Origin of the sequence: uncultured Moraxella sp., from assembly GCF_945873075.1 — a bacterium.
In the GTDB taxonomy this organism is placed as follows: Bacteria; Pseudomonadota; Gammaproteobacteria; order Pseudomonadales; family Moraxellaceae; genus Moraxella.
On the sequence record NZ_CAMCBS010000001.1, the window covers coordinates 104,692 to 125,579 of the forward strand.

At 46.2% G+C, this 20,888-nt stretch carries 14 protein-coding genes; 10 read left to right on the plus strand and 4 right to left on the minus strand.

Annotation, left to right across the window (positions count from 1 at the left end; genetic code table 11):
- Positions 1 to 63 precede the first annotated feature (63 nt).
- Complete coding sequence (locus Q0N89_RS00500; protein WP_294032860.1) at positions 64 to 1,575, minus strand: aldehyde dehydrogenase family protein; 1,512 nt, start codon at positions 1,573 to 1,575, stop codon at positions 64 to 66.
- A gap of 488 nt (positions 1,576 to 2,063) precedes the next feature.
- Between Q0N89_RS00500 and Q0N89_RS00505 the strand changes: the two genes are divergently transcribed.
- The 7 genes from Q0N89_RS00505 (at position 2,064) to Q0N89_RS00535 (ending at position 14,464) form a co-directional block, all read left to right on the plus strand.
- Complete coding sequence (locus tag Q0N89_RS00505) at positions 2,064 to 4,916, plus strand: 2-oxoglutarate dehydrogenase E1 component (RefSeq protein WP_294032861.1); 2,853 nt, start codon at positions 2,064 to 2,066, stop codon at positions 4,914 to 4,916.
- Positions 4,917 to 5,008: 92 nt separating this feature from the next.
- A complete protein-coding gene (gene odhB / locus Q0N89_RS00510) occupies positions 5,009 to 6,211 on the plus strand; it encodes a 2-oxoglutarate dehydrogenase complex dihydrolipoyllysine-residue succinyltransferase (protein WP_294032862.1) in 1,203 nt (400 codons plus the stop codon).
- A gap of 89 nt (positions 6,212 to 6,300) precedes the next feature.
- The gene (lpdA, locus tag Q0N89_RS00515; protein WP_294032863.1) at positions 6,301 to 7,749 is read left to right on the plus strand and encodes a dihydrolipoyl dehydrogenase; all 1,449 of its coding nucleotides are present in this window, start codon (positions 6,301 to 6,303) and stop codon (positions 7,747 to 7,749) included.
- A gap of 122 nt (positions 7,750 to 7,871) precedes the next feature.
- A complete protein-coding gene (locus Q0N89_RS00520) occupies positions 7,872 to 8,852 on the plus strand; it encodes a WYL domain-containing protein (RefSeq protein WP_294032864.1) in 981 nt (326 codons plus the stop codon).
- A 60-nt stretch (positions 8,853 to 8,912) separates the two neighbouring features.
- Positions 8,913 to 10,256, plus strand: a complete 1,344-nt coding sequence (locus tag Q0N89_RS00525; protein ID WP_294032865.1) for a DUF262 domain-containing protein — start codon at positions 8,913 to 8,915, stop codon at positions 10,254 to 10,256.
- A gap of 11 nt (positions 10,257 to 10,267) precedes the next feature.
- Positions 10,268 to 12,271: a DUF262 domain-containing protein gene (locus Q0N89_RS00530; RefSeq protein WP_294032866.1), complete on the plus strand. Its 2,004-nt coding sequence runs from the start codon at positions 10,268 to 10,270 to the stop codon at positions 12,269 to 12,271.
- Between the two features lie 114 nt (positions 12,272 to 12,385).
- Positions 12,386 to 14,464, plus strand: a complete 2,079-nt coding sequence (locus Q0N89_RS00535) for an AAA family ATPase (protein WP_294032867.1) — start codon at positions 12,386 to 12,388, stop codon at positions 14,462 to 14,464.
- Positions 14,465 to 14,579: 115 nt separating this feature from the next.
- On the opposite strand, the gene Q0N89_RS00540 is transcribed toward Q0N89_RS00535, so the two are convergent.
- From Q0N89_RS00540 to Q0N89_RS00550, 3 genes are all read right to left on the minus strand, one after another.
- Positions 14,580 to 15,266 (minus strand): hypothetical protein, encoded by a 687-nt coding sequence (locus Q0N89_RS00540; protein WP_294032868.1) that lies wholly within the window; start codon positions 15,264 to 15,266, stop codon positions 14,580 to 14,582.
- A 159-nt stretch (positions 15,267 to 15,425) separates the two neighbouring features.
- Positions 15,426 to 15,659, minus strand: coding sequence for a YheV family putative metal-binding protein (locus tag Q0N89_RS00545; protein WP_294032869.1), 234 nt, complete (start codon positions 15,657 to 15,659; stop codon positions 15,426 to 15,428).
- A gap of 8 nt (positions 15,660 to 15,667) precedes the next feature.
- Positions 15,668 to 17,779, minus strand: a complete 2,112-nt coding sequence (locus Q0N89_RS00550; protein WP_294032870.1) for a M3 family metallopeptidase — start codon at positions 17,777 to 17,779, stop codon at positions 15,668 to 15,670.
- Positions 17,780 to 17,887: 108 nt separating this feature from the next.
- Between Q0N89_RS00550 and Q0N89_RS00555 the strand changes: the two genes are divergently transcribed.
- The 3 genes from Q0N89_RS00555 (at position 17,888) to tig (ending at position 20,808) form a co-directional block, all read left to right on the plus strand.
- Complete coding sequence (locus tag Q0N89_RS00555) at positions 17,888 to 18,631, plus strand: endonuclease/exonuclease/phosphatase family protein (protein ID WP_294032871.1); 744 nt, start codon at positions 17,888 to 17,890, stop codon at positions 18,629 to 18,631.
- A 24-nt stretch (positions 18,632 to 18,655) separates the two neighbouring features.
- Positions 18,656 to 19,267, plus strand: a complete 612-nt coding sequence (gene rdgB / locus Q0N89_RS00560; protein WP_294032872.1) for an RdgB/HAM1 family non-canonical purine NTP pyrophosphatase — start codon at positions 18,656 to 18,658, stop codon at positions 19,265 to 19,267.
- A 203-nt stretch (positions 19,268 to 19,470) separates the two neighbouring features.
- The gene (gene tig, locus Q0N89_RS00565; RefSeq protein WP_294032895.1) at positions 19,471 to 20,808 is read left to right on the plus strand and encodes a trigger factor; all 1,338 of its coding nucleotides are present in this window, start codon (positions 19,471 to 19,473) and stop codon (positions 20,806 to 20,808) included.
- Positions 20,809 to 20,888 lie beyond the last annotated feature (80 nt).

Consider the following 20,888-nt stretch of genomic DNA (forward strand, 5'->3'; position numbering starts at 1 on the left):
AAAATGCCGTTTGAACTGACAAACGGCATTTTGTTTAGGGCTTGCTATCAAGATGGGATAGACTTAGAAAAATCCCATTGCCTTGGCAGAATAGCTGACCATCAGGTTCTTGGTTTGTTGATAGTGGTCAAGCATCATCTTGTGCGTCTCACGGCCGATACCTGATTTCTTGTAGCCGCCAAAGGCAGCGTGTGCAGGATAGACATGGTAGCAGTTGGTCCACACACGGCCTGCTTGGATGGCACGACCAGCACGATAGGCGGTGTTACCGTCACGGCTCCAGACACCTGCGCCAAGTCCATACATGGTATCGTTGGCGATGGCGATGGCTTCGTCAAAGTCCTTGAAGGTGGTGACCGACAAGACAGGGCCAAAGATTTCTTGTTGGAAAATCTCCATGCTGTTCTCACCCTTAAAGATGGTCGGCTCAATATAAAATCCGCCATCAATCTCACTGCGCGCTTCACCGCCTGTCAAGACTTCCGCACCTTCGGCCTTGCCTTTGGCGATACAGCCTAAAATTTTATCCTGTTGCTCTTGGGATGCTTGTGCGCCAATCATGGTCTCGGTGTCGAGCGGATGACCGGTTTTGATTTTCTTGACACGCTCAACAGCTTTTTTCAAGAATTCTTCGGCGATGCTCTCATGCACCAGTGCACGAGATGGGCAGGTGCAGACTTCGCCTTGGTTTAGGGCAAACATCGCAAAGCCTTCGAGTGCCTTGTCCAAAAAGTCATCATCTTTGTCCATGACATCGGCAAAGAAAATATTCGGTGATTTACCGCCAAGCTCAAGCGTCACAGGAATGATGTTCTCGGTGGCGTATTGCATGATTTTTTGACCGACTTCGGTTGAGCCGGTAAAGGCGACTTTGCCGATGCGTGGATTGGTTGCAAGCGGTGTGCCGACTTCAGGGCCAAAGCCATTGACCACATTGAGCACGCCTTTTGGTAGCAAATCTGCAATCAGCTCAATCAATACCATGATGCTGACAGGGGTTTGTTCGGCAGGCTTGAGCACGATACAGTTACCCGCTGCCAGAGCAGGGGCGATTTTCCATGCTGCCATCAAGATTGGGAAGTTCCAAGGGATAATCTGACCCACTACGCCAATCGGCTCATGGAAATGATACGCCACCGTGTCGTCATCGATTTGGCTGATGCTACCTTCTTGGCTGCGGATACAGCCAGCAAAATAACGGAAATGGTCAATCGCAAGCGGAATATCGGCCGCCAGCGTCTCACGGATTGGCTTACCATTCTCCCAAGTCTCGGCAACCGCCAGCGTCTCAAGATTGGCTTCTAGACGGTCAGCGATTTTTAATAATAATGCAGAGCGTTCGGTCGGTGAAGTCTTGCTCCAAGCGTCTTTGGCGGCGTGTGCAGCATCAAGTGCTAGCTCGATGTCTTTGGCATTGGATTTGGCGACTTTGGCAAAAGGCTTGCCATCGACCGGTGAGATGTCATCAAAATATTCACCATCCACAGGGGCGACCCATTGCCCACCGATGAAATTGTCGTATTTTTCTTTGAAATTGACTTTACTGCCTTCGGTATTTGGATTGGCATAACGCATGATAAGTTCCTTTTATGAGTGACCGTTTATAGATGAGTGTCATCAACGACAGAGGTGATGCCACCATGCATTCCCTGCATTGTCGATACACTTATAATGCATGAAAAATTTGATGCTTGGCAAATGGCATCTTGTAGTTATTTTGTATCAATAACTTGCTAAAATGTAAATAAATAACGTATCACTCGGTACAAGCAACTTTAAAAAAATCAATGATAACGATTAAAATTTTTCGCATAAAAAGTCGTCAAACATCTTGACATTTTTAAAATTCTTAAAATAACAAACTGTTTAGCCAAACCTTGAAAATAATTGCGTCAATCGGCACGAATTTTATCGACATTTACACGATTGAAACTTGTTATCTTTAGAAAAAAGGCGTACACTATATAGCGGTATGTCTTATAACAAGACGCATAGTTCGTTGCCATCATTTGATGAATCAGTCAGGATGGCAATCTGATTTTGGCTAACCATGGCGTAATACAATGACAAACAGTAAAGAGACGGTGGCGTTTTTAAACACCGAATTGGCGGCAGACAGTGCAGCCTATGTCGAAGCACTGTATGAACAATATTTAGAAGATAATAACAGTGTCAGCACCGAGTGGCAAACCTACTTTGCCAACTATCAGCAGCCGACTGATGCACCGCACAATGCCATCAAAGAGCAGTTCTTGCTTTTGGCACGCAACCAAACCAATGCACCACGAGCAGCAGCTCAGTCTTCTGGTGACACCAATCCAAAATTGATGGCAGTACAGCAGCTGATCTCATCGTATCGCCGCCGTGGTCATCGCATGGCGAACCTAGATCCGCTAGGGCTACAAGATCGCCCACAGCTAGAAGAGCTGACTTTGGCGTATCATGGTCTGTCTGAAGCCGACCTTAATACAACTTTCCCAACCAATGATCTTGCCATCGGCAAAGACAGCGCAACGCTGCGTGAGATCATTGAGATCCTAGAGCGTATCTATTGCAGCAGCATCGGCTATGAGTACATGCATGTATTCACCGCCACCGAAAAACGCTGGTTTGAGAATTATATCGAATCAAATCAAGGTCATATCACCTTTGACAAAGCCAAAAAACTAGAAATCCTAGAGCGCCTAACCGCAGCTGAAGGTCTAGAAAAATACCTAGCTCGTAAATACACAGGCGTGAAGCGTTTTGGTCTAGAAGGTGGCGAAAGCTTTATCCCTGCGATGCATGAGATGGTACAGCGTGCTGGTGGCTATGGCTCAAAAGAAGTCGTCATCGGTATGGCACACCGTGGCCGTTTGAACCTACTTGTCAATATCTTGGGTAAAAATCCAAGCGATTTGTTTGATGAATTTGATGGCAAAGTACAGCCAGCGGTTGGTTCAGGCGACGTCAAATACCACAATGGTTTTTCATCAAACGTGATGACACCGGGCGGTGAGATGCACTTGGCATTGGCATTCAACCCATCACATCTAGAGATTGTCTCGCCAGTGCTACTAGGTTCAGTGCGCGCTCGTCAAGCTCGTCGCTCAGACAAGTACGGCTATGAGATTGACAACAGCACCGTTATGCCAATCGTGGTGCATGGTGATGCTGCCTTTGCAGGTCAGGGCGTGAACCAAGAAACTTTCCAAATGTCACAAACTCGTGCCTACAAGACAGGTGGTACGGTTCATGTGGTTATCAATAACCAAGTAGGCTTTACCACATCACGTCCAGAAGATGCTCGCTCAACCGAGTACTGTACTGATGTTGCCAAGATGGTTCATGCACCGATTATCCATGTCAATGGTGATGACCCTGAAGCGGTGGTATTCGCTTCTCAATTGGCGGTGGATTATCGCCGTGAATTTGGCAAAGATATCGTGATTGATATCGTCTGCTATCGCCGTAACGGTCATAACGAATCAGATGAGCCATCAGCCACACAGCCGCTGATGTATGCTGTTATCAAAAAACTACCAACCACTCGCACGCAGTATGCGGACAAGCTTGTTGCAGCAGGCGTGATTAGTGCCGAAGAAAATGCCAAGTACGAAGACGACTACCGTGTCGCTCTAGACAATGGTCAAAATGTCGCAAGTGGCTGGGTCAGTGAGCCAAATACCGAATTGTTCGTGGATTGGAAACCTTATCTAGGTCATAAGCTAGAAGATGACTGGGAAACTGGCGTTGATATCAATAAGCTAAAAGCTTATGGCGAAGCAATGGCAAAAATCCCAGAAGGCTTCACCCTACAGCGTCAAGTGGCAAAAGTCGTGGAACAGCGTCTAGCCATGCAAACCGGTCAAGAGCCACTGAACTGGGGTGCTGCTGAGACTTTGGCTTATGCTAGCCTTGCAGACGAAGGCTCATTGGTGCGTATCACCGGTGAAGACGTCGGTCGTGGTACATTCTCACATCGTCATAGTGAGCTGTACAACATGAATGACGGCAGTATGTACATTCCGCTACAGCACATTTCACCAACCCAAGCACGATTTGCGACTTATAACTCGCTACTATCAGAAGAAGCGGTGCTTGCCTTTGAATATGGCTATGCGACCACAGTGCCAAATTCATTGATTATTTGGGAAGCGCAGTTCGGTGACTTCGTGAACGGTGCGCAGGTGGTGATTGACCAATTCATCTCATCAGGCGAAACCAAATGGCAGCGTCTGTGCGGTCTAACGATGTTATTGCCACACGGCTTTGAAGGTCAAGGCCCTGAGCACTCATCAGCCCGCCTAGAGCGTTTCTTGCAACTGTGTGCCGAAGAAAATATGCAAGTCATCACACCGACGACACCTGCGCAGATTTTCCACGCATTGCGTCGCCAAGTGGTTCGCCCAGTGCGTAAGCCATTGATTGTGATGTCACCAAAGAGCTTGCTACGCCATCCGCTAGCGACTTCTGAGCTGTCAGAATTGGCAACAGGTAAGTTTGAGACAGTATTGCCAGAGATCGATACCATCGACAACAGCAAAGTGACTCGCTTGGTACTGTGTGGCGGTAAAGTGTACTACGATCTACTTGATCAACGCCGTAAGCTGGGTCAAGAGCATATCGCCATCGTGCGTATCGAACAGCTATATCCGCTACCAGAAGCACGCATTCTAGAAGAGATTGCAAAATATCCAAAGCTAGAAGAAATCATCTGGTCACAAGAAGAGCCATTGAACCAAGGTGCGTGGTACTACCTAGCGCCAGAGCTATATCGTATCGTGGTGCCTGTGCCAACCAAAGCGAAAATCATCGCACCATCTGCTCGCCCAGCGGCAGCTGCACCGGCGACTGGTTCACCGAAGATGCACGCAGAACAACAAAAAGCCCTAGTCGCCCAAGCGCTTGGCGTTACTGTTGATGAGCTACAATAATTGATCCGCAGCCAAATCATTTGGCTGGTTTGGCTGTTTTTACTTTTTAAAATTAAATTAATTGATATTTATAAACTTTTAAGGAGTTTATTATGGCTGAAATCAAAGCCCCAGTATTCCCAGAATCAGTTCAAGATGGTACGATCGTTGAGTGGCACGTTGCCGAAGGCGAAGCAGTCAGCCGTGACCAGCTATTGGCTGAAGTTGAGACTGATAAAGTTGTGCTAGAAATCGTTGCCCCTGATGATGGCGTGATCACCAGCATCGTCAAAAATGTCGATGACACTGTACTATCAGTAGAAGTGGTTGCTATTTTTGAAGCGGGCGCAGTCGCTGCAGCACCTGCCGCTGCACCAGCTGCCGAAGAAGCACCAAAAGCAGAAGCTGCCGCAGCTGCACCAGCACCAGCATCAACTGGCGCTGAAGGTGACTTCAAAGACCAAAGCCCAGCCGTACGCAAAGCTGCCAAAGAAACTGGCGTAAACCCTGCTGATGTCCAAGGCTCAGGCCGTGGCGGTCGTGTGACCAAAGCAGACATGGTGAACCCAACGCTAAAAGGCGACAATGGCCAAGTCATCGCAACTGCAGTAGGTCAGCGTATCGAAAAACGCGAGCCAATGACTCGTCTGCGTAAGCGTATCGCTGAGCGTCTATTGTCAGCAACCCAAGAAACTGCAATGCTGACCACGTTCAACGAAGTGAACATGAAGCCATTGATGGATCTGCGTGCCAAGTACAAAGATCGTTTCGAAAAACGCCACGGCGTAAAACTTGGCTTTATGTCACTATTTGTAAAAGCAGCGACCGAAGCCCTAAAACGCTTCCCAGCGGTGAACGCATCAATCGATGGCAACGACATCATCTATCATGGCTACTATGATGTGGGCGTGGCAGTATCTTCTGATCGTGGCTTGGTTGTGCCTGTACTGCGTGATACTGACAACATGAGCATGGCTGATGTGGAAGCGGGTATCCGTGACTATGCGATCAAAGCTCGTGAAGGCAAGCTATCTATCGAAGAGATGACTGGCGGTACATTCACCATCACCAACGGCGGTGTCTTTGGTTCGCTACTATCAACCCCAATCATCAACCCACCACAAACTGCGATTCTAGGCATGCACGCCATCAACGAGCGCCCAATGGCGGTCAATGGTGAAGTGGTGATTCTACCGATGATGTATCTTGCGCTATCTTATGACCATCGCCTAATCGATGGTAAAGAAGCGGTACAGTTCCTAGTAACTATCAAGGAGCTGATCGAAGATCCACAAATGCTACTACTAGACCTATAATGTCTGTAGCATGATTCACACAAAGGATTGTCGGCTGATGGCTTGGCAATTCTTTGTCCATTTTATAAATCAATAATAAAGAGATAGTTATGAAAAATTCTTATGATCTAGTTGTCATCGGCGGTGGTCCAGGTGGCTATGAAGCAGCAATCCGTGGCGCACAGCTTGGCTTTAGCGTAGCGTGTATCGAAAAGCGTGTTCACAAGGGCGAGCCAGCGCTTGGTGGTACTTGCTTGAATGTCGGCTGTATCCCATCAAAAGCACTGCTTGACAGCTCACATCGCTATGAAGCAACCAAGCATGAGCTGGCTGAGCACGGCATCACCACAGGTGATGTGGCTATCGACATCGCTAAGATGCTTGAACGCAAAGATGCCATCGTCAAAGGCTTGACTGCTGGTGTGGCAGGCCTACTAAAAGGCAATGGCGTGGACTGGCTACAAGGCTGGGGTACGCTGGTTGATGGTAAATCAGCTGAAAAACAAGTGAAATTCACTTCACTAGAAGGCGAAGAGTCTGCCATCACTGCTAAGTATGTCATCCTAGCAGCAGGTTCTGTGCCAATCGAAATCCCAGTGGCTAAGACTGACGGCGAATACATCGTTGATTCAACTGGTGCGCTAGAGTTCGCTGAAGTGCCAAAACGCCTAGGCGTAATCGGTGCAGGCGTAATCGGTCTTGAGCTTGGTTCTGTATGGCGTCGCCTAGGTGCTGAAGTTGTCGTTTATGAAGCGATGCCTGAGTTCTTGGCGGTGGCTGATAAAGAAATCTCAAAAGAAGCAGCCAAGCTACTGAAAAAACAAGGCCTAGACATCCGTGTCGATACCAAAGTGACCAATGCAGAAGTGGTCAATGGCGAAGTGGTTGTCACCACTGATGTTAAAGGCGAAGTAAAAACCGAGACCTTTGATAAACTAATCGTCTGCGTCGGCCGTCGTGCTTATAGCGAAAAACTACTTGCCGAAGGCTGTGGTATTGAGCTGACTGAGCGTGGCTTGGTAGCAGTAGATGATCAATGCAAAACCAACCTAGACGGCGTCTATGCCATCGGTGACCTAGTGCGTGGCCCAATGCTTGCGCACAAAGCGATGGAAGAAGGCATGATGGCAGTTGAGCGCATCCACGGCGAAAAAGCGCAAGTGAACTACGACACCATCATCAGCGTCATCTACACACACCCAGAAATCGCATGGGTGGGCCTAACCGAAGAAGCTGCCATCGCTAAGGGTCATGAAGTCAAAACTGGTACATTTAGCCTAGCAGCCAACGGCCGTGCACTAGCACAAGGCGAAGGCATGGGCTTGGTCAAAGTCGTGGCAGATGCCAAAACTGACCGTCTACTAGGTATGCACATGGTCGGCGTGGGCGCAGGTGACATCGTACATCAAGGCATGATTGCGATGGAATTTGTATCTAGTATCGAAGATCTGCAGTTGATGACTTTTGCTCACCCAACTGTCTCTGAAGCGGTGCATGAAGCGGCACTATCTGCTGATGGCCGTGCAATCCACGCTATCCAACGCAAAAAACGCAAGTAATCAATAAACTGATTGATTTAACTTAAGTTTGATACACCCCAAAAGTTTTGCGCTTTTGGGGTGTTTTTTGTGGCAAAATAACACAAAATCTAGCACCCATCGATGACAGGAGTATCGATCAGATGGCGACAAAAGCACGCAAATCCAATAAGCAAGGGGCGGTTTACCTGCTTGAAATGCTTAAGAAAATTCCCAAACAGCCCAAAAGCATCAGCAGTAGCGAGCTACATCATGCACTGACGGCACAGGGCTACACACTCAGCCTGCGTACGCTGCAGCGGGATCTACAGTCATTGTGCGATGCATTTGGGATTATTTGTGATGATCGTCAGACACCTTATCGCTATCAGTGGTCGGCGCAGTCTTCTGGCGTGAGCATTTCGCAGATGAATGACCAAGAAGCGTTGCTACTGCAATTGGCATATCAGCATCTTAAGCATTTTTTGCCAAATTCTGCCAAGACATCGCTGGAATCTCTCTTTGCGCAAGCAGGTTATGAGCTGTATCATCGGGATGCGACCGATGATCATGCCAAAGCATGGATGAAAAAAGTTGCCATTGCGCCGATGGCTCAGCCATTATTACCCCCTGTGATTTTGCCTGAAGTGCTCGATGCCATCAGTACAGCTTTGTATGACAATCGATATTTGACCATCAGATATGCCAACCAAACTCAGCGTCGCCACAATCTTAGCAGTGAATACAGCATCAAGCCTTTGGCGCTCGTGCAACAAGGGAGTAATCTGTATCTGGTCGCACAGTTTGATGGCTTTGATGATATTCGTCATTTGGCACTGCATCGCTGTCAGGCAGCAGCTGTGTCGTCGCTGACATTTGAGTATCCGAGTAGGTTTGATTTATCGGATTATATCAATCAGCAGGCGGGTTTTGGTTTTGGGCGAGAGCGGATTTGCCTTGAGTTTTGTATTGATGCGATTGAAGGATTTCATCTGACCGAGACGCCATTATCAGCCGATCAAGTGATACAGGCGCATGATGGCTATTATCATGTCCGCGCGACCGTGATGGATAGTGATATGCTAGATCGCTGGCTCAATGGCTTTGGCGAGAGCGTGTGGCAGGTGAAAAAGACGAAGGCGTGATGCGCGACACAGATTGTCGCCAAATCGTGTTATCATGATAAAAAATAGCAGGAGAGTGTTATGAGTACGACAGGTTCAGATCCAAAATTGGATGTCTATAAGATCAATGAAGTGTATAAAAAAGGTCTATCCATCCCTGATTATCAGCGGCCGTATAAGTGGCGTGTGGAGAATGTACGCCAGCTACTTGATGACCTAAATCATCATTGTATCAATCAACCAAACAGCACCTATCGTCTGGGTACTTTAGTGATTCACAAAAATCAAGATAAATATGACATCGTTGATGGTCAGCAGCGCTTGGTGACTTTGGCGTTGATTTTGCATCGTTTGAAAGATACAAGCATTGATGCATTTTTGGAAAAAGATCAATTTGCCCACCCAATCAGCCAATATCATATCTATCATAATTATCAACTGATTAAGCAGTATCTAGGTGCATTGGATGGCAATAGTAAAACAAGCTTGCGGGAATTTATCCAAAAGCAGTGTGAGTTTGTGTGGATTGAGCTGACCAATCAAAATGAAGCGTTTCAGTTTTTTGATTCACAAAATGCTCGTGGTAAAAGCCTTGCGCCGTATGATTTGCTCAAAGCGTATCATCTGCGAGCCATCCCATTCGATCACCCAAATAAGCTTGACTATGTCATGCGCTGGGAGCGGGCTATTGATGGTAAGCCAAGCTTAGATCAAGTCATTAGCAAGACATTGTTTTGCTTGCGTCAGTGGTCAAAATCTCGTCGGGCAGATGAGTTTACGGTCAAGCAGCTGTCTGTGTTTAAAGGTGTGACGCTTGAAGAGCCTTATCCCTATCTCAACGCTGTGCGTGCCAATTTGGCATTATACCAAGAGCACCAAGCAAATCCATGGCGTATGGTACAGCCGTCGCCGTCGCCGTTTCAGACCACGCAGCCATTGATTGATGGTGAGTTGTTTTTTATGTATATCGACCATTATGTGCAGATGTATCATCGGTTGTTTGATAAAGATCAAGGTGCGTTAAATGGCTATTTTTTCACCTATGGTACCAGCGAAGTCAAAAAGCAAATCAGCTATTTGGATGCGATGGATTATGATGGTTCGCATCGTACAGGTGATGGCTATTTACGCATCTTATTTTATGCGATGGTATTGATGTATTATGATAAATTTGAGACACATGGTTTGGATGTGGCGTTATCGCGGATTTTTAATTGGGTGTTTCAAGTGCGTCTAGACAAAGAACGAATTGATTGGGGCACGATTGAAAAAATCGTCGCTGAGCGTGATGGTTTGTTTGATGTGTTGTTGCACGCCATCCATCCTAAACAAATTGCCAATTTTATCGTGATGCCTTTATCTGAGAGTAAAAGCAAATCCGTTCAGTTAGCAGAGTATCTATCAGCACCAAAGTCGTCATCATAAGAGGAAAAGTTATGAGTGAAGCAGTCAAATTATTAACCATCGAGCAGCTATTAAGCCAAGATCACTATCTAATCCCCGTCTATCAGCGCAACTATGCATGGGGCGGTGTTGAGATTGGGCAATTGGTTCAGGATTTGTATAAAGCGTTTGAGCAGGATAAGGACAAGGCTTATTATCTCGGTACTTTAGTGGTGCATCACCGAGCTGATGGCAGGTATGAAGTCATTGATGGTCAGCAGCGATTGACGACTTTGCATATTTTGAACAAATGTTTATCAAAGTTTGATGATGGTTGTGATTTGTATAAAATTCAATGGGATACAGAACAAACCAAGCTTGACTTTGAATCTCGTCCAGAGTCCAAGGCGCAAATCGATGATCCGGCGATAGCGATGAAAACCGATAGCAGTATCGCTTGTGGCTTTGATGAAATGTGGCAGGCATTGATGAATCTTAAAAATTTGAATGGTGCAAATATTGATTCATTTAAAAAATTTATCAATGAACAAGTTAAAATCTGCCGCACCATCGTGCCTAAAGATACAGATTTGAACCATTATTTTGAAATCATGAACACGCGTGGCGAACAGCTTGAAAAGCATGAAATCATCAAGGCGCAGTTAATGGGTAAATTAGACCAAAAAGACCAAAAAGACCAAAAAGCATTTGCGATGATTTGGGATGCCTGTTCGGATATGAGTCGCTTTGCGGTATCGGGCTTGCCGACAGTCATACGAGCAGAATTTTTTGTGGATGAATTGCCCAATCGCCTAGAGCAGGATTTTGACTTGGACAAGTTTAAGCAGTCACTGATTAAAAAAAGGGTAGAAGAATTAGAGTCTGAAAAATTAGCAACTGAAGAGTTTGAGACAAGAAAAGCTAAGATTGAACAAGATCTTGAAACTGGCGAATTAGAAGACGGTCTTTCTATCCGTGATATTATTGGCAAATCAATCAACAAACCCAAAGATGATAATCATACCGATGATGGCAAATACCAATCGGTGATTGATTTTCCAAACTTTTTATTGCATGTACTAAAAGTGCAAGAAAAGGAAGCAGAAAAAGAAAAAATCAGCTTGGATGATGAGTCATTGCTGACAGCATTTGAATCTTTGAAGGATGCAGATGCGGTTAAGCGATTTGCGATGGATTTGTTAAAATGCCGTTTGTTGTTTGATTATTATGTGATCAAGCAGGACAACCGCAAGGCAAATGATGGCACGGATGTCAAGTGGGCGATCTTACAGCCCAAGCTAAGTAATAATAGTATCTATGCCAAAAATACTTTTCAAACCAATGTGGATGGGGAATCTAAATACAACGAGCATCTGGTGATGGTACAGGCGATGTTTCATGTGTCGCACTCGAGCCGCACTTATAAAACTTGGCTACAGGATATTTTGGCGTATTTGTGGAAGAATCATGCTCAGACTAAAGATGAAGATTTTGATAAGAAGTTTCTTAATAAACTACATTGTTTGGCGTATGACTATTACCAAAAACAGCAGGACAAACTAAGCTATCCTGATGTGTCTTATTTTATGCTCAATTATGTTGATTATTGTTTGTGGTATCAGTGGAAACAGGCTGGGCAGGATAACAAAAGTGATGAGTTTTTTAAAGGGTACGCACCAAATCAAAATTCCAATGCTAATGAGCTAAAAAAGGCTTTTGCTAAGTTTGTCTTTATGCATCGCTCATCGATTGAACATTGTTATCCACGCAATCCAGAAGATCAATCCAATCGAAAAACAACAGACGATGATTTAATAGCACTGAATCAATTGGGCAATCTGTGTTTGGTAAGTCATAGCGAAAACTCACGATTATCCAATCTGATGCCTGCTGCAAAATGCGATAAAGTCATCGCACGGCTCAATAGCGGGAAGAGTACCCAAAGTCTAAGTCAGCTGATCATGCTGATGCACAAAAACTGGGATATAAGTGCGATTGAAAGCTATACAGGCAAATTGGAAGGATTGATCAAAGAGCAAATTGAAACCATTGTCTAACAGCAAATAACCGCCATTGTGCGGTTATTTTTTTGTGCCATATCTGTATGCGACACAAAATGTCGCACTGTGTTGTTATACTACCATTACCCACCCGTGACAAAGGAGCGTATGATGAAGCAGACAAAGCAATGGGTTGATGTGAATCAAGTCAGTTTATCGCCTTATGCGGAGTATATGGTGCTACATGCCTATTTTGGCTGTGACTGTGGCATACGGTTTGATGAGTATTTACAGCAGTGTGGCAAGGCGCTGGGCGTCATTGATGATGTTGATGAGATTGATCGAGATGACTATGCCAAGATTAAACAGCGACTCGATGACCGCTATCAGACGATCAAGCGGACAGGCATCGCAGACAGCGACGACTGGCAGCAGCCGTATGAGAATATCGCTTGTTTGGCAGAGTTTTTGGCGCTAAGCGATGATGAGATTGCGTTTCTTAGATTGGCGCTACATACCGTCGCCGAAGAAGTGCTGCGTGAGTTGTTGCAGCAGATTAAAAAGGATTATCGGCAATTACTGCGCTTTGTCGCCAAGCTATTGGACTGTGATGAGACGGCGATACGCTTTTTGATGACATCCAAAAATCAGCTGCGCAAATTTGGTATCTTGGCTGCTTGTTATAGATATGGCTCGAACAATTATACTCATGCAAGTGATTTGCTTGACTGGGGTGACTGCATTACTTGCACTGATTTTTTGATGCGACCGATCAGCAAGGATGAGCTCGTCAAGCAGTGCGTCATGCCGGTGGCATCGGCAGGCCTTTTAGCGACTGATTTTGCTTATATGGATGAGCACTATCAGATGATGGCGGCATATCTTCGCCATGCTTATACTGCCCAAAAATCAGGCGTGAATATCTTACTCTATGGCGCACCTGGTACGGGCAAGACGCAGCTGGCGAGCGTCTTGGCAGAGCAGCTGGGCGTTGCGGGGCTTGCGGTGACTCATCAAGATGATGATCAAGACCCACTTTCTGCCAAATCTCGACTTTATAAGCTAAGACTCAGTCAGGCGCTATTGGATAAAACATCGACGCTGTTGATTTTCGATGAAATCGAAGATGTTTTTGCTGCAAATGCTTTTGATAAATCGGTGGGTCAAGCGCACAAGGCATGGGTGAATCATCAACTAGAGACCAATCCTGTGCCGACGATTTGGATCAGTAATGACATCGATATGATGGATCGAGCGTTTTTGCGGCGCTTTGATCTGGTGGTGCAGATGCCCGATTTGTCTGTCGCACAAAAAGCAGCGCAGATCAAGGCGCAAGTCGGCGATCGGCTTAGCGATCAGCAGATTGCACATTTTGCACAGGTCAAGTCATTGAGCGTGGGTATGATTGAGCGTATCTTTGGTGTGGCGATGAGTGTGGATCAGCAAGGCGGTCATCAAAACTTCGATCAGCTGTGCTTGATGATGGTGAATGAGGTGCTAAAAAGTCGCGGTGCACCTACCATCCAAGCTTATCAAGACAAAAAATCCGAGTTTCGACTAGAGTATGTATCTTGCCAAAGTACGCTTGCCAAGATCAGCGATGGCATTAAAGTGCATAAGACAGGGCGGATTTTGTGCTATGGCGAGCCTGGCTCAGGCAAGAGTGAATGGGCGAAATGGCTTGCCTTGCAGATGGATGTGCCGCTGCATCTGTATCGTGCATCGGATCTGATGTCCAAATATGTCGGCGAAACCGAGCAAAATATCGCCGCCGCCTTTAAACTTGCAACCCAAACGGGTGGTGTGCTGATGATTGATGAAGTAGATAGCCTGCTGTTTGACCGTGAGCAGGCGCAGCGGCACTGGGAGCGTACACAGGTCAATGAGATGCTGACACAAATGGAGGATTTTGAAGGGGTGATGATCGTCTCGACCAATGCCAAGTCTGTGCTTGATATGGCTGCCATGCGCCGTTTTGATGTCAAGCTTGAGTTTGGTTATTTGACCGCCGAGCAATGCTGTGCCATCGCTGATGAGATGCTGAGCGAGCTTGAACTTGGCGCACTCAACGACACCCAAAGACGCCGTCTGTCACGACTGAGTAATCTGACGATGGGGGATTTTGTGGCGGTGCGCAGGCGTCATCGTCTGGCAACGTTTGCATCGGCAGGCGAGTGGCTTGATGGCGTCTATGATGAATCGATGGCAAAGCAAGACAATTTGCCACAGCCGATGGGTTTTGTGGCGTGAGCAGAATTTATTAAATTATCTCAAAAGTTTGTCATAACCACACCCCAAAGCTTAGCCTAAGTATTTAACTGTCTAAGCGCTCAACTTTTGGGGTGTGGTTTTAGGCTTGTTTTTTTCAGAAATTTTTGGATTCTGTCTGTTGTTGGCTGGTTTTGGCATTGTGCTGTGCTTGCTTGCGCATCTTGCCAAATTCATCTGTATAGTATTCTACATAGACCTGAAAATCACCCATGTGTGGCGATGATACCGTGATGGTTTCGGCTCTTGGGGTCTTAAATCGTGTTTCACGATCACCAACAAATGGCTCTTTGCTTCCAATAACTGTGTAGTCGTTTTGCTTAACATAAGAAACAATCTTTTTGTAGGTGGTATGATCCATGGGGTCGGATTCGTGTATCTGCATAAAGACATAAACCAATTTTTGATTGGTATCAAAGCCAAATTGCACATGATTTAAGCCTTCTATGCCAAAGCCTGCGCCGTCATTTTCTAGGATGTATCCGCCGGCGTATGATTTGGCATATTCATCAAATTGGTAATTTTCCAAGCGTTTTTTGACGGATTCAAAGGTCGATGCCTGTAGCTTAAAGCCTAGCACATTAGTGCCTGTGATGCTTGGGTCGTCTTCTGGGTCGGGGGTTGTTGGCGCAGATGTCGCTATAGGTGTAGTGACCGCCGAATCAGCAGTACGAGCGTGCGGTGTATCATCGCTTGGGCGCGTGGTGGTGTTTGATGTATCGGTGCAAGCGGTGGTTGCGCTCAATAATACGACTGTGCAGCAAAAAGTTTTGAGTGGTGTCATGACAAATCGCTCCTTGCAAATGAATTTATTGTAATAATATTTCAAAATATTTGCAAGAATTAAGCCCTGTTCGTATAACAGAGCCTAATTTGAGTTGTGCACATAGGGCTAGCGTCGGATAAGTTTTTTTTAAGATTGATTGTAAATAAATTAAGCCATCTATTTAAACTTCACCACGCCCACGCCATCAGCTTTGGCATTTTGCTCTTGGATGATGGCGGTCTCATCGGGGGTGGGGCGGCGTTCGCTGTGCCCACAGTCGATACATTCGATGTATTCATCAAACTGTGGCGTGAACACCTGAATTTGTACGATGACATCGACTTTTTTGCACGATGGACAAGCGACGCCAGCTAGAAATTGGCGTTTTGGGCGATTGGATTGATAGCGCATGACCGCTCCTATGCCAAGCCACGATGGCGAAGTAGTGCTTCATTAGTCGCCTTGCGACCACGGAATGCCAGATAGTTGTCTTTGGCATCTCGTGAGCTACCACGAGCCAAAATCTCGGCACGAAAAGCACGACCGGTAGCAGGATTATAAATCCCATCTTCTTCAAATTTGCCAAACGCATCCGACGACAGCACTTCTGCCCAGATGTACGAATAATAGCCACAGGCATAACCGCCGGCAAAAATATGACTAAAGCCATTGCCAAAACGCTGATAAGCAGGCGGCATCACCACCGCAATCTCTTGGCGGACGGCATCGGCGACAGCTAGGATGTCTTGGTAGCTGACATTGCCAAAGTTCGCCATCGACTGACTATGTAGGCGCAAATCATACAGCCCAAACTCCATTTGGCGTAGGGTCTGTAGTCCTGTTTGGAAATTTTTGGTGCGAATCAGTGCATCTTTTTTATCGCTTGGCAGAGGCTCGCCAGTGTCGATATGACGGCTGATTTTTTGTAAGCCTTCATCAGTGATGGCAAAATTTTCCATAAACTGACTAGGTAGCTCAACCGCATCCCACTCCACGCCACTGATACCTGCCACATCCGCCACGCCAACTTCGGTCAATAGATGGTGCAAGGCATGACCAAACTCATGGAATAAGGTATTGGCTTCGTCAAAAGATAGTAAGCTTGGCTTGTCATTCACCGGCGGGGCAAAATTCCCCACGATAAAGCCCACAGGCAAGGTGATGCTATCGCCTTGCTCGTTGCGTTTTTGGAAATCATCAAGCCATGCGCCGCCTTGCTTGCCACTACGGGCAAATAGGTCAAGATACAGACCGCCGAGCAATTCACCGCTATTTTCATCGCTCAATTGACAAAATAGCACATCATCATGCCAAGCAGAATATGCCTGCTTATCCACAACTTCGATGACCACGCCAAACAAGGTGCGACAGATGTCAAACAAGCCATCGAGCACCACAGGCAATGGGAAATAAGGGCGTAGCTCGTCAGATGTCAGACTAAATTTGGCTTGGCGGATTTTTTCGCTGACATAGGCGACATCCCAAGGCTTGAGCTCATCAATGCCTAACGATTTGGCAAAATCCTGCAATTCGGCATATTCTGCCAATGCTTTTGGCTTGGCTTTGTTTGACAAATCTAACAAAAACGTTTCGATTTCTTGGCTATTTTCTGCCATCTTGGTCGCCAGTGAATATTCACTATAATCTGCCATGCCAAGCAATTTGGCTTTTTGGGTACGCAGATTGATGATGTCGGTCATGAGTGGTGAATTATCAAAGTCTTTGGTATCAGGGCTTTGGTCGGATGCACGAGTATTGTAGGCGTGATAAATCTCTTCACGCAGTGCACGGCTATCAGCAAAGCTAATCACCGCCAAATACATCGGAATATCAAGTGTCGCTACATAATCACTTGGCAAATTGGCATCAGGATGGCTAGCACGATAAGCATCACCGGCAGCCTTGAGTAGCGCCAAGCCATTGTCGCTAATCCCTGATAATTCATCAGTAGCTAGTGGGCGAGCATAGTGGCGAGTGGCATCCATCAGATTATCCGAAAATTTGGCGGATAATAGGCTAAGCTTACTTTGGATATCGGCAAATTCGGCCTTTTTGGCATCATCAAGCGCCACACCTGACAGCACAAAGCTTTGTAGGGCTTTTTTGATGGCTTGGCGTTGGGCGTCGCTTTGGTGCTCATTTGGTAATTGTTCAAAGCCATCATGCACGGTCTGATACAGCTGATACAGGGCTTTTGATTGACCCACACGAGTACCAAAGGCAGACAGCTTGGGCAATACTTCATGATGTGCATGGCGAATATCGTCAGTGCTTGCCACGCTGTTTAGGTGTGATAATACGCCAAACGCACGCTCAATGGCGCGGCTAAGCGTATTAAAAGTTTCAATCTGCACAAAAGCATCTGCCACGCTCACATCGCTATCCATCGCTTCGATGGCATCTAGCTTGTCGGTGGCGGTTTGTAGTGCTTGTTCGGTCAGGGCTTGTAAGGTGCTTGGTGTGGCTTTATCAAAATCCACCAATGCCAAGCGAGCATCCAGTGGGCTTGTGGTCAAATCAATCGTAGTCATTGTCATTGCATCTCAATTATCAAAAAGCTGGTTCTATTATGCGTCCAAATGCATATTTTGCAAGACAAAATCATGCTACAATAGCCTTTTATTGCGATAAATTCACTCATGACACCCATCACGATTACCAGTTTTAATATCCACAAAGGTATGTCACCGACCAATCGTGCCGTGCGACTTTCTGGCATGAAAGATGCGTTGGCACGCCTAAACCCCGATATCATCTGTCTACAAGAAGTCCAAGGGCAAAATCTAAAGCGCGTCATCGCCTTTAATGAGTTTCCGTCACAGCCGCAGCATGAGTGGTTTGGCGAGTTTTTGGGCTACTCAGACAGTTATGGCAAAAATGCCGAATACGAGCATGGTCATCATGGTAATGCTGTCTTGTCACGCCATCCGCTTGACCCCAAGCATAATCTGAACATCACCGTCAATCGTCTCGAAAAACGCGGTATTTTGCACTGCGAAGTGACACCTGATGGCTGGCAGATGCCAGTGATTGTACTGTGCTGTCATTTAAATTTACTACATAAAGACAGGCTAAAACAGTATCAAGCCATCCGTGAGTATATTGCCACATTGGATGCACAAGTGCCATTGATTTTGGCGGGGGATTTTAATGATTGGTCAAAAAAGTCTTGCCAAGCATTGTCAGGACTTGGGCTTGTTGAAGTGTTTGATGCCTGTCATGGTGCATATCCTGCGACTTATCCTGCCAAGATGCCGATGCTCTGCCTTGATCGTATCTATGTGCGTGGACTACAGGTGCATAATGCGGTGGTGCATGGCGGTGTGCCGTGGTCAAATTTATCCGATCATCTGCCAATCAGTGCGGTGGTATCACTAGTTTAATTGAGTAATATTAAAGGAAATCTTATGAAGCAATGGGTCTTAGCCAGCAATAACAAAGGCAAGCTTACCGAATTTCAAGCACTGTTTGATCAGGCAAATCTAGGCGTCGAGATCATCAGTCAAGGCAGCCTAGGCATTGATGATGCCATCGAAGATGGACTGAGCTTTGTCGAAAATGCCATCATCAAAGCCCGTCATGCCTCTCGTGCCAGTGGCCTACCTGCCATCGCTGATGACAGTGGCCTGTGCGTACCTATACTTGGCAATGCACCGGGGATATATTCGGCACGCTACGCAGGTACGCATGGTGATGATGCTGCCAATAACGAGAAGCTTTTGGCGGATTTATTGCCTTATCGGGGTGATGCACCGATTGCAGGGTTTTTTGTCTGTGTGCTTGCGATGGTGCGTCATGCCGACGATCCACTGCCACTGATAGCCATTGGCAAATGGCAGGGTGAGATTTTGGATGCACCGCGTGGCGAGCAGGGCTTTGGCTATGATCCGCTGTTTTTAATCCCAGATCTTGGCAAATCATCAGCTGAGCTAGATAAAGCAGATAAAAACGCCATCAGCCACCGTGGCCAAGCCCTACAGCAGCTGCTTCATCAGCTCAAAAACATGAATACGCTTTGATTTGATTACGCAAGTTGAGCGATTGTACGGTTTTTCAAGCAAATTGAGTTGTAATTTTAGCTTGATATGGGTATACTGTATTGCTTTTAGTCTATTTATATGCTTATTGGTTAATTATATCTAAATATGGAAATTAGTTAGCAAGCATATCCGAATTTTATGCCTTAGGGCAAACTGTTTTATTTTTAATGATATTAAGGTGAATTATGAGCGATCTACAAGTATCTGTGAATGTCATCTCTGACAAAGAAACACAGCTAACCGTTAAAGTGCCAGTGGGCAACATCCAAAGCAAAGTCGAAAGCCGTATTCGCAGCGTCGCTAAGACTGCCAAGATTGATGGTTTCCGCAAAGGTAAAGTACCAGTGTCGCACATCCGTGCTCAGTATGGTGCAGGCATCCAACAAGAAGTCATCAACGATGTGATTCGTGACACCGTATTTGAAGCACTAGCAGCCGAAAAAGTCCGTGTGGTTGGCGTGCCAAACATCGATGATGTCAAGCTAGAAAACGATTTCTTGGTTTATCAAGCGACTGTTGAGACTTTCCCAGAAGTGGAAGTTAAAGGTCTAGGCGAAATCGAAGTTGAGCGTCAAGTAGCGACTGTGTCTGACGAAGATGTCGATGTGATGATCGAGAGCCTACAAAAACAACGCCAAACTTTTGAAGCCAAAGACGGTGCAATCGAAGATGGCGACCAAGCGACTTTTGATTTCTCAGGCTCAATCGATGGCGAAAAATTCGAAGGCGGCAGCGCTGAGAACTACACGCTAGTGATCGGCTCTGGTCGTATGATTCCAGGCTTTGAAGATGGCATGAAAGGCATGAAAGCTGGTGAAGAAAAAACCATCACCGTCACCTTCCCTGCTGACTACCAAGCTGAACACCTAGCGGGCAAAGATGCACAGTTTGTCATCACCGTCAAAGAAGTCAAAGCTGCGACCTTGCCTGAGCTAAACGACGAATTCTTTGCACTATTTGGTGTGACTGAAGGCGGTCTTGACAAGCTAAAAGCTGATGTTCGTAAGAACATGGAGCGTGAAGTCAAGCACGCAGGTCGCAACCAAGTCAAGCAAGCGGCATTTGATGCACTACTAGAAAAGAACGAATTTGATGTGCCAAAAGCGATGCTGGATCAAGAGATTGACCGTCAGCGTCAAATGATGCTAAACCGCTTTGCACAGCAGTTCGGCGCAAACCCTGCAAGCTTTGATGCAAATATGCTACCAAATGAGCTATTTGAAGACCAAGCATTGCGTGCGGTGCGTCTAGGCGTACTAGTAAGCCAAATCATCGAAGCGCAAAAGCTAGAAGTGGATCAAGAGCGTGTCTCTGCGTTCATCGCTGAAGCTGCCGAGAACTACGAAGACCCACAAGAAGTCATCGACTACTACACCAACGACAAGCAGCAACGCGCTCAAGTTGAGTCTGTGGTGCTAGAAGATCAAGTAGTGGATTATCTACTAGGTCAAGCCAAAGTGACTGAAAAAGAAGTCAAGTACCAAGAGCTATTGGCGGCAGCACAACAACAAGCCATCTAATTGCCCAAGTACTTAGACGGCTAAAGGTTGAATTTTAGCAAATTGACAAATGCCCCAAAGCGTATGCATTGGGGTTTTTG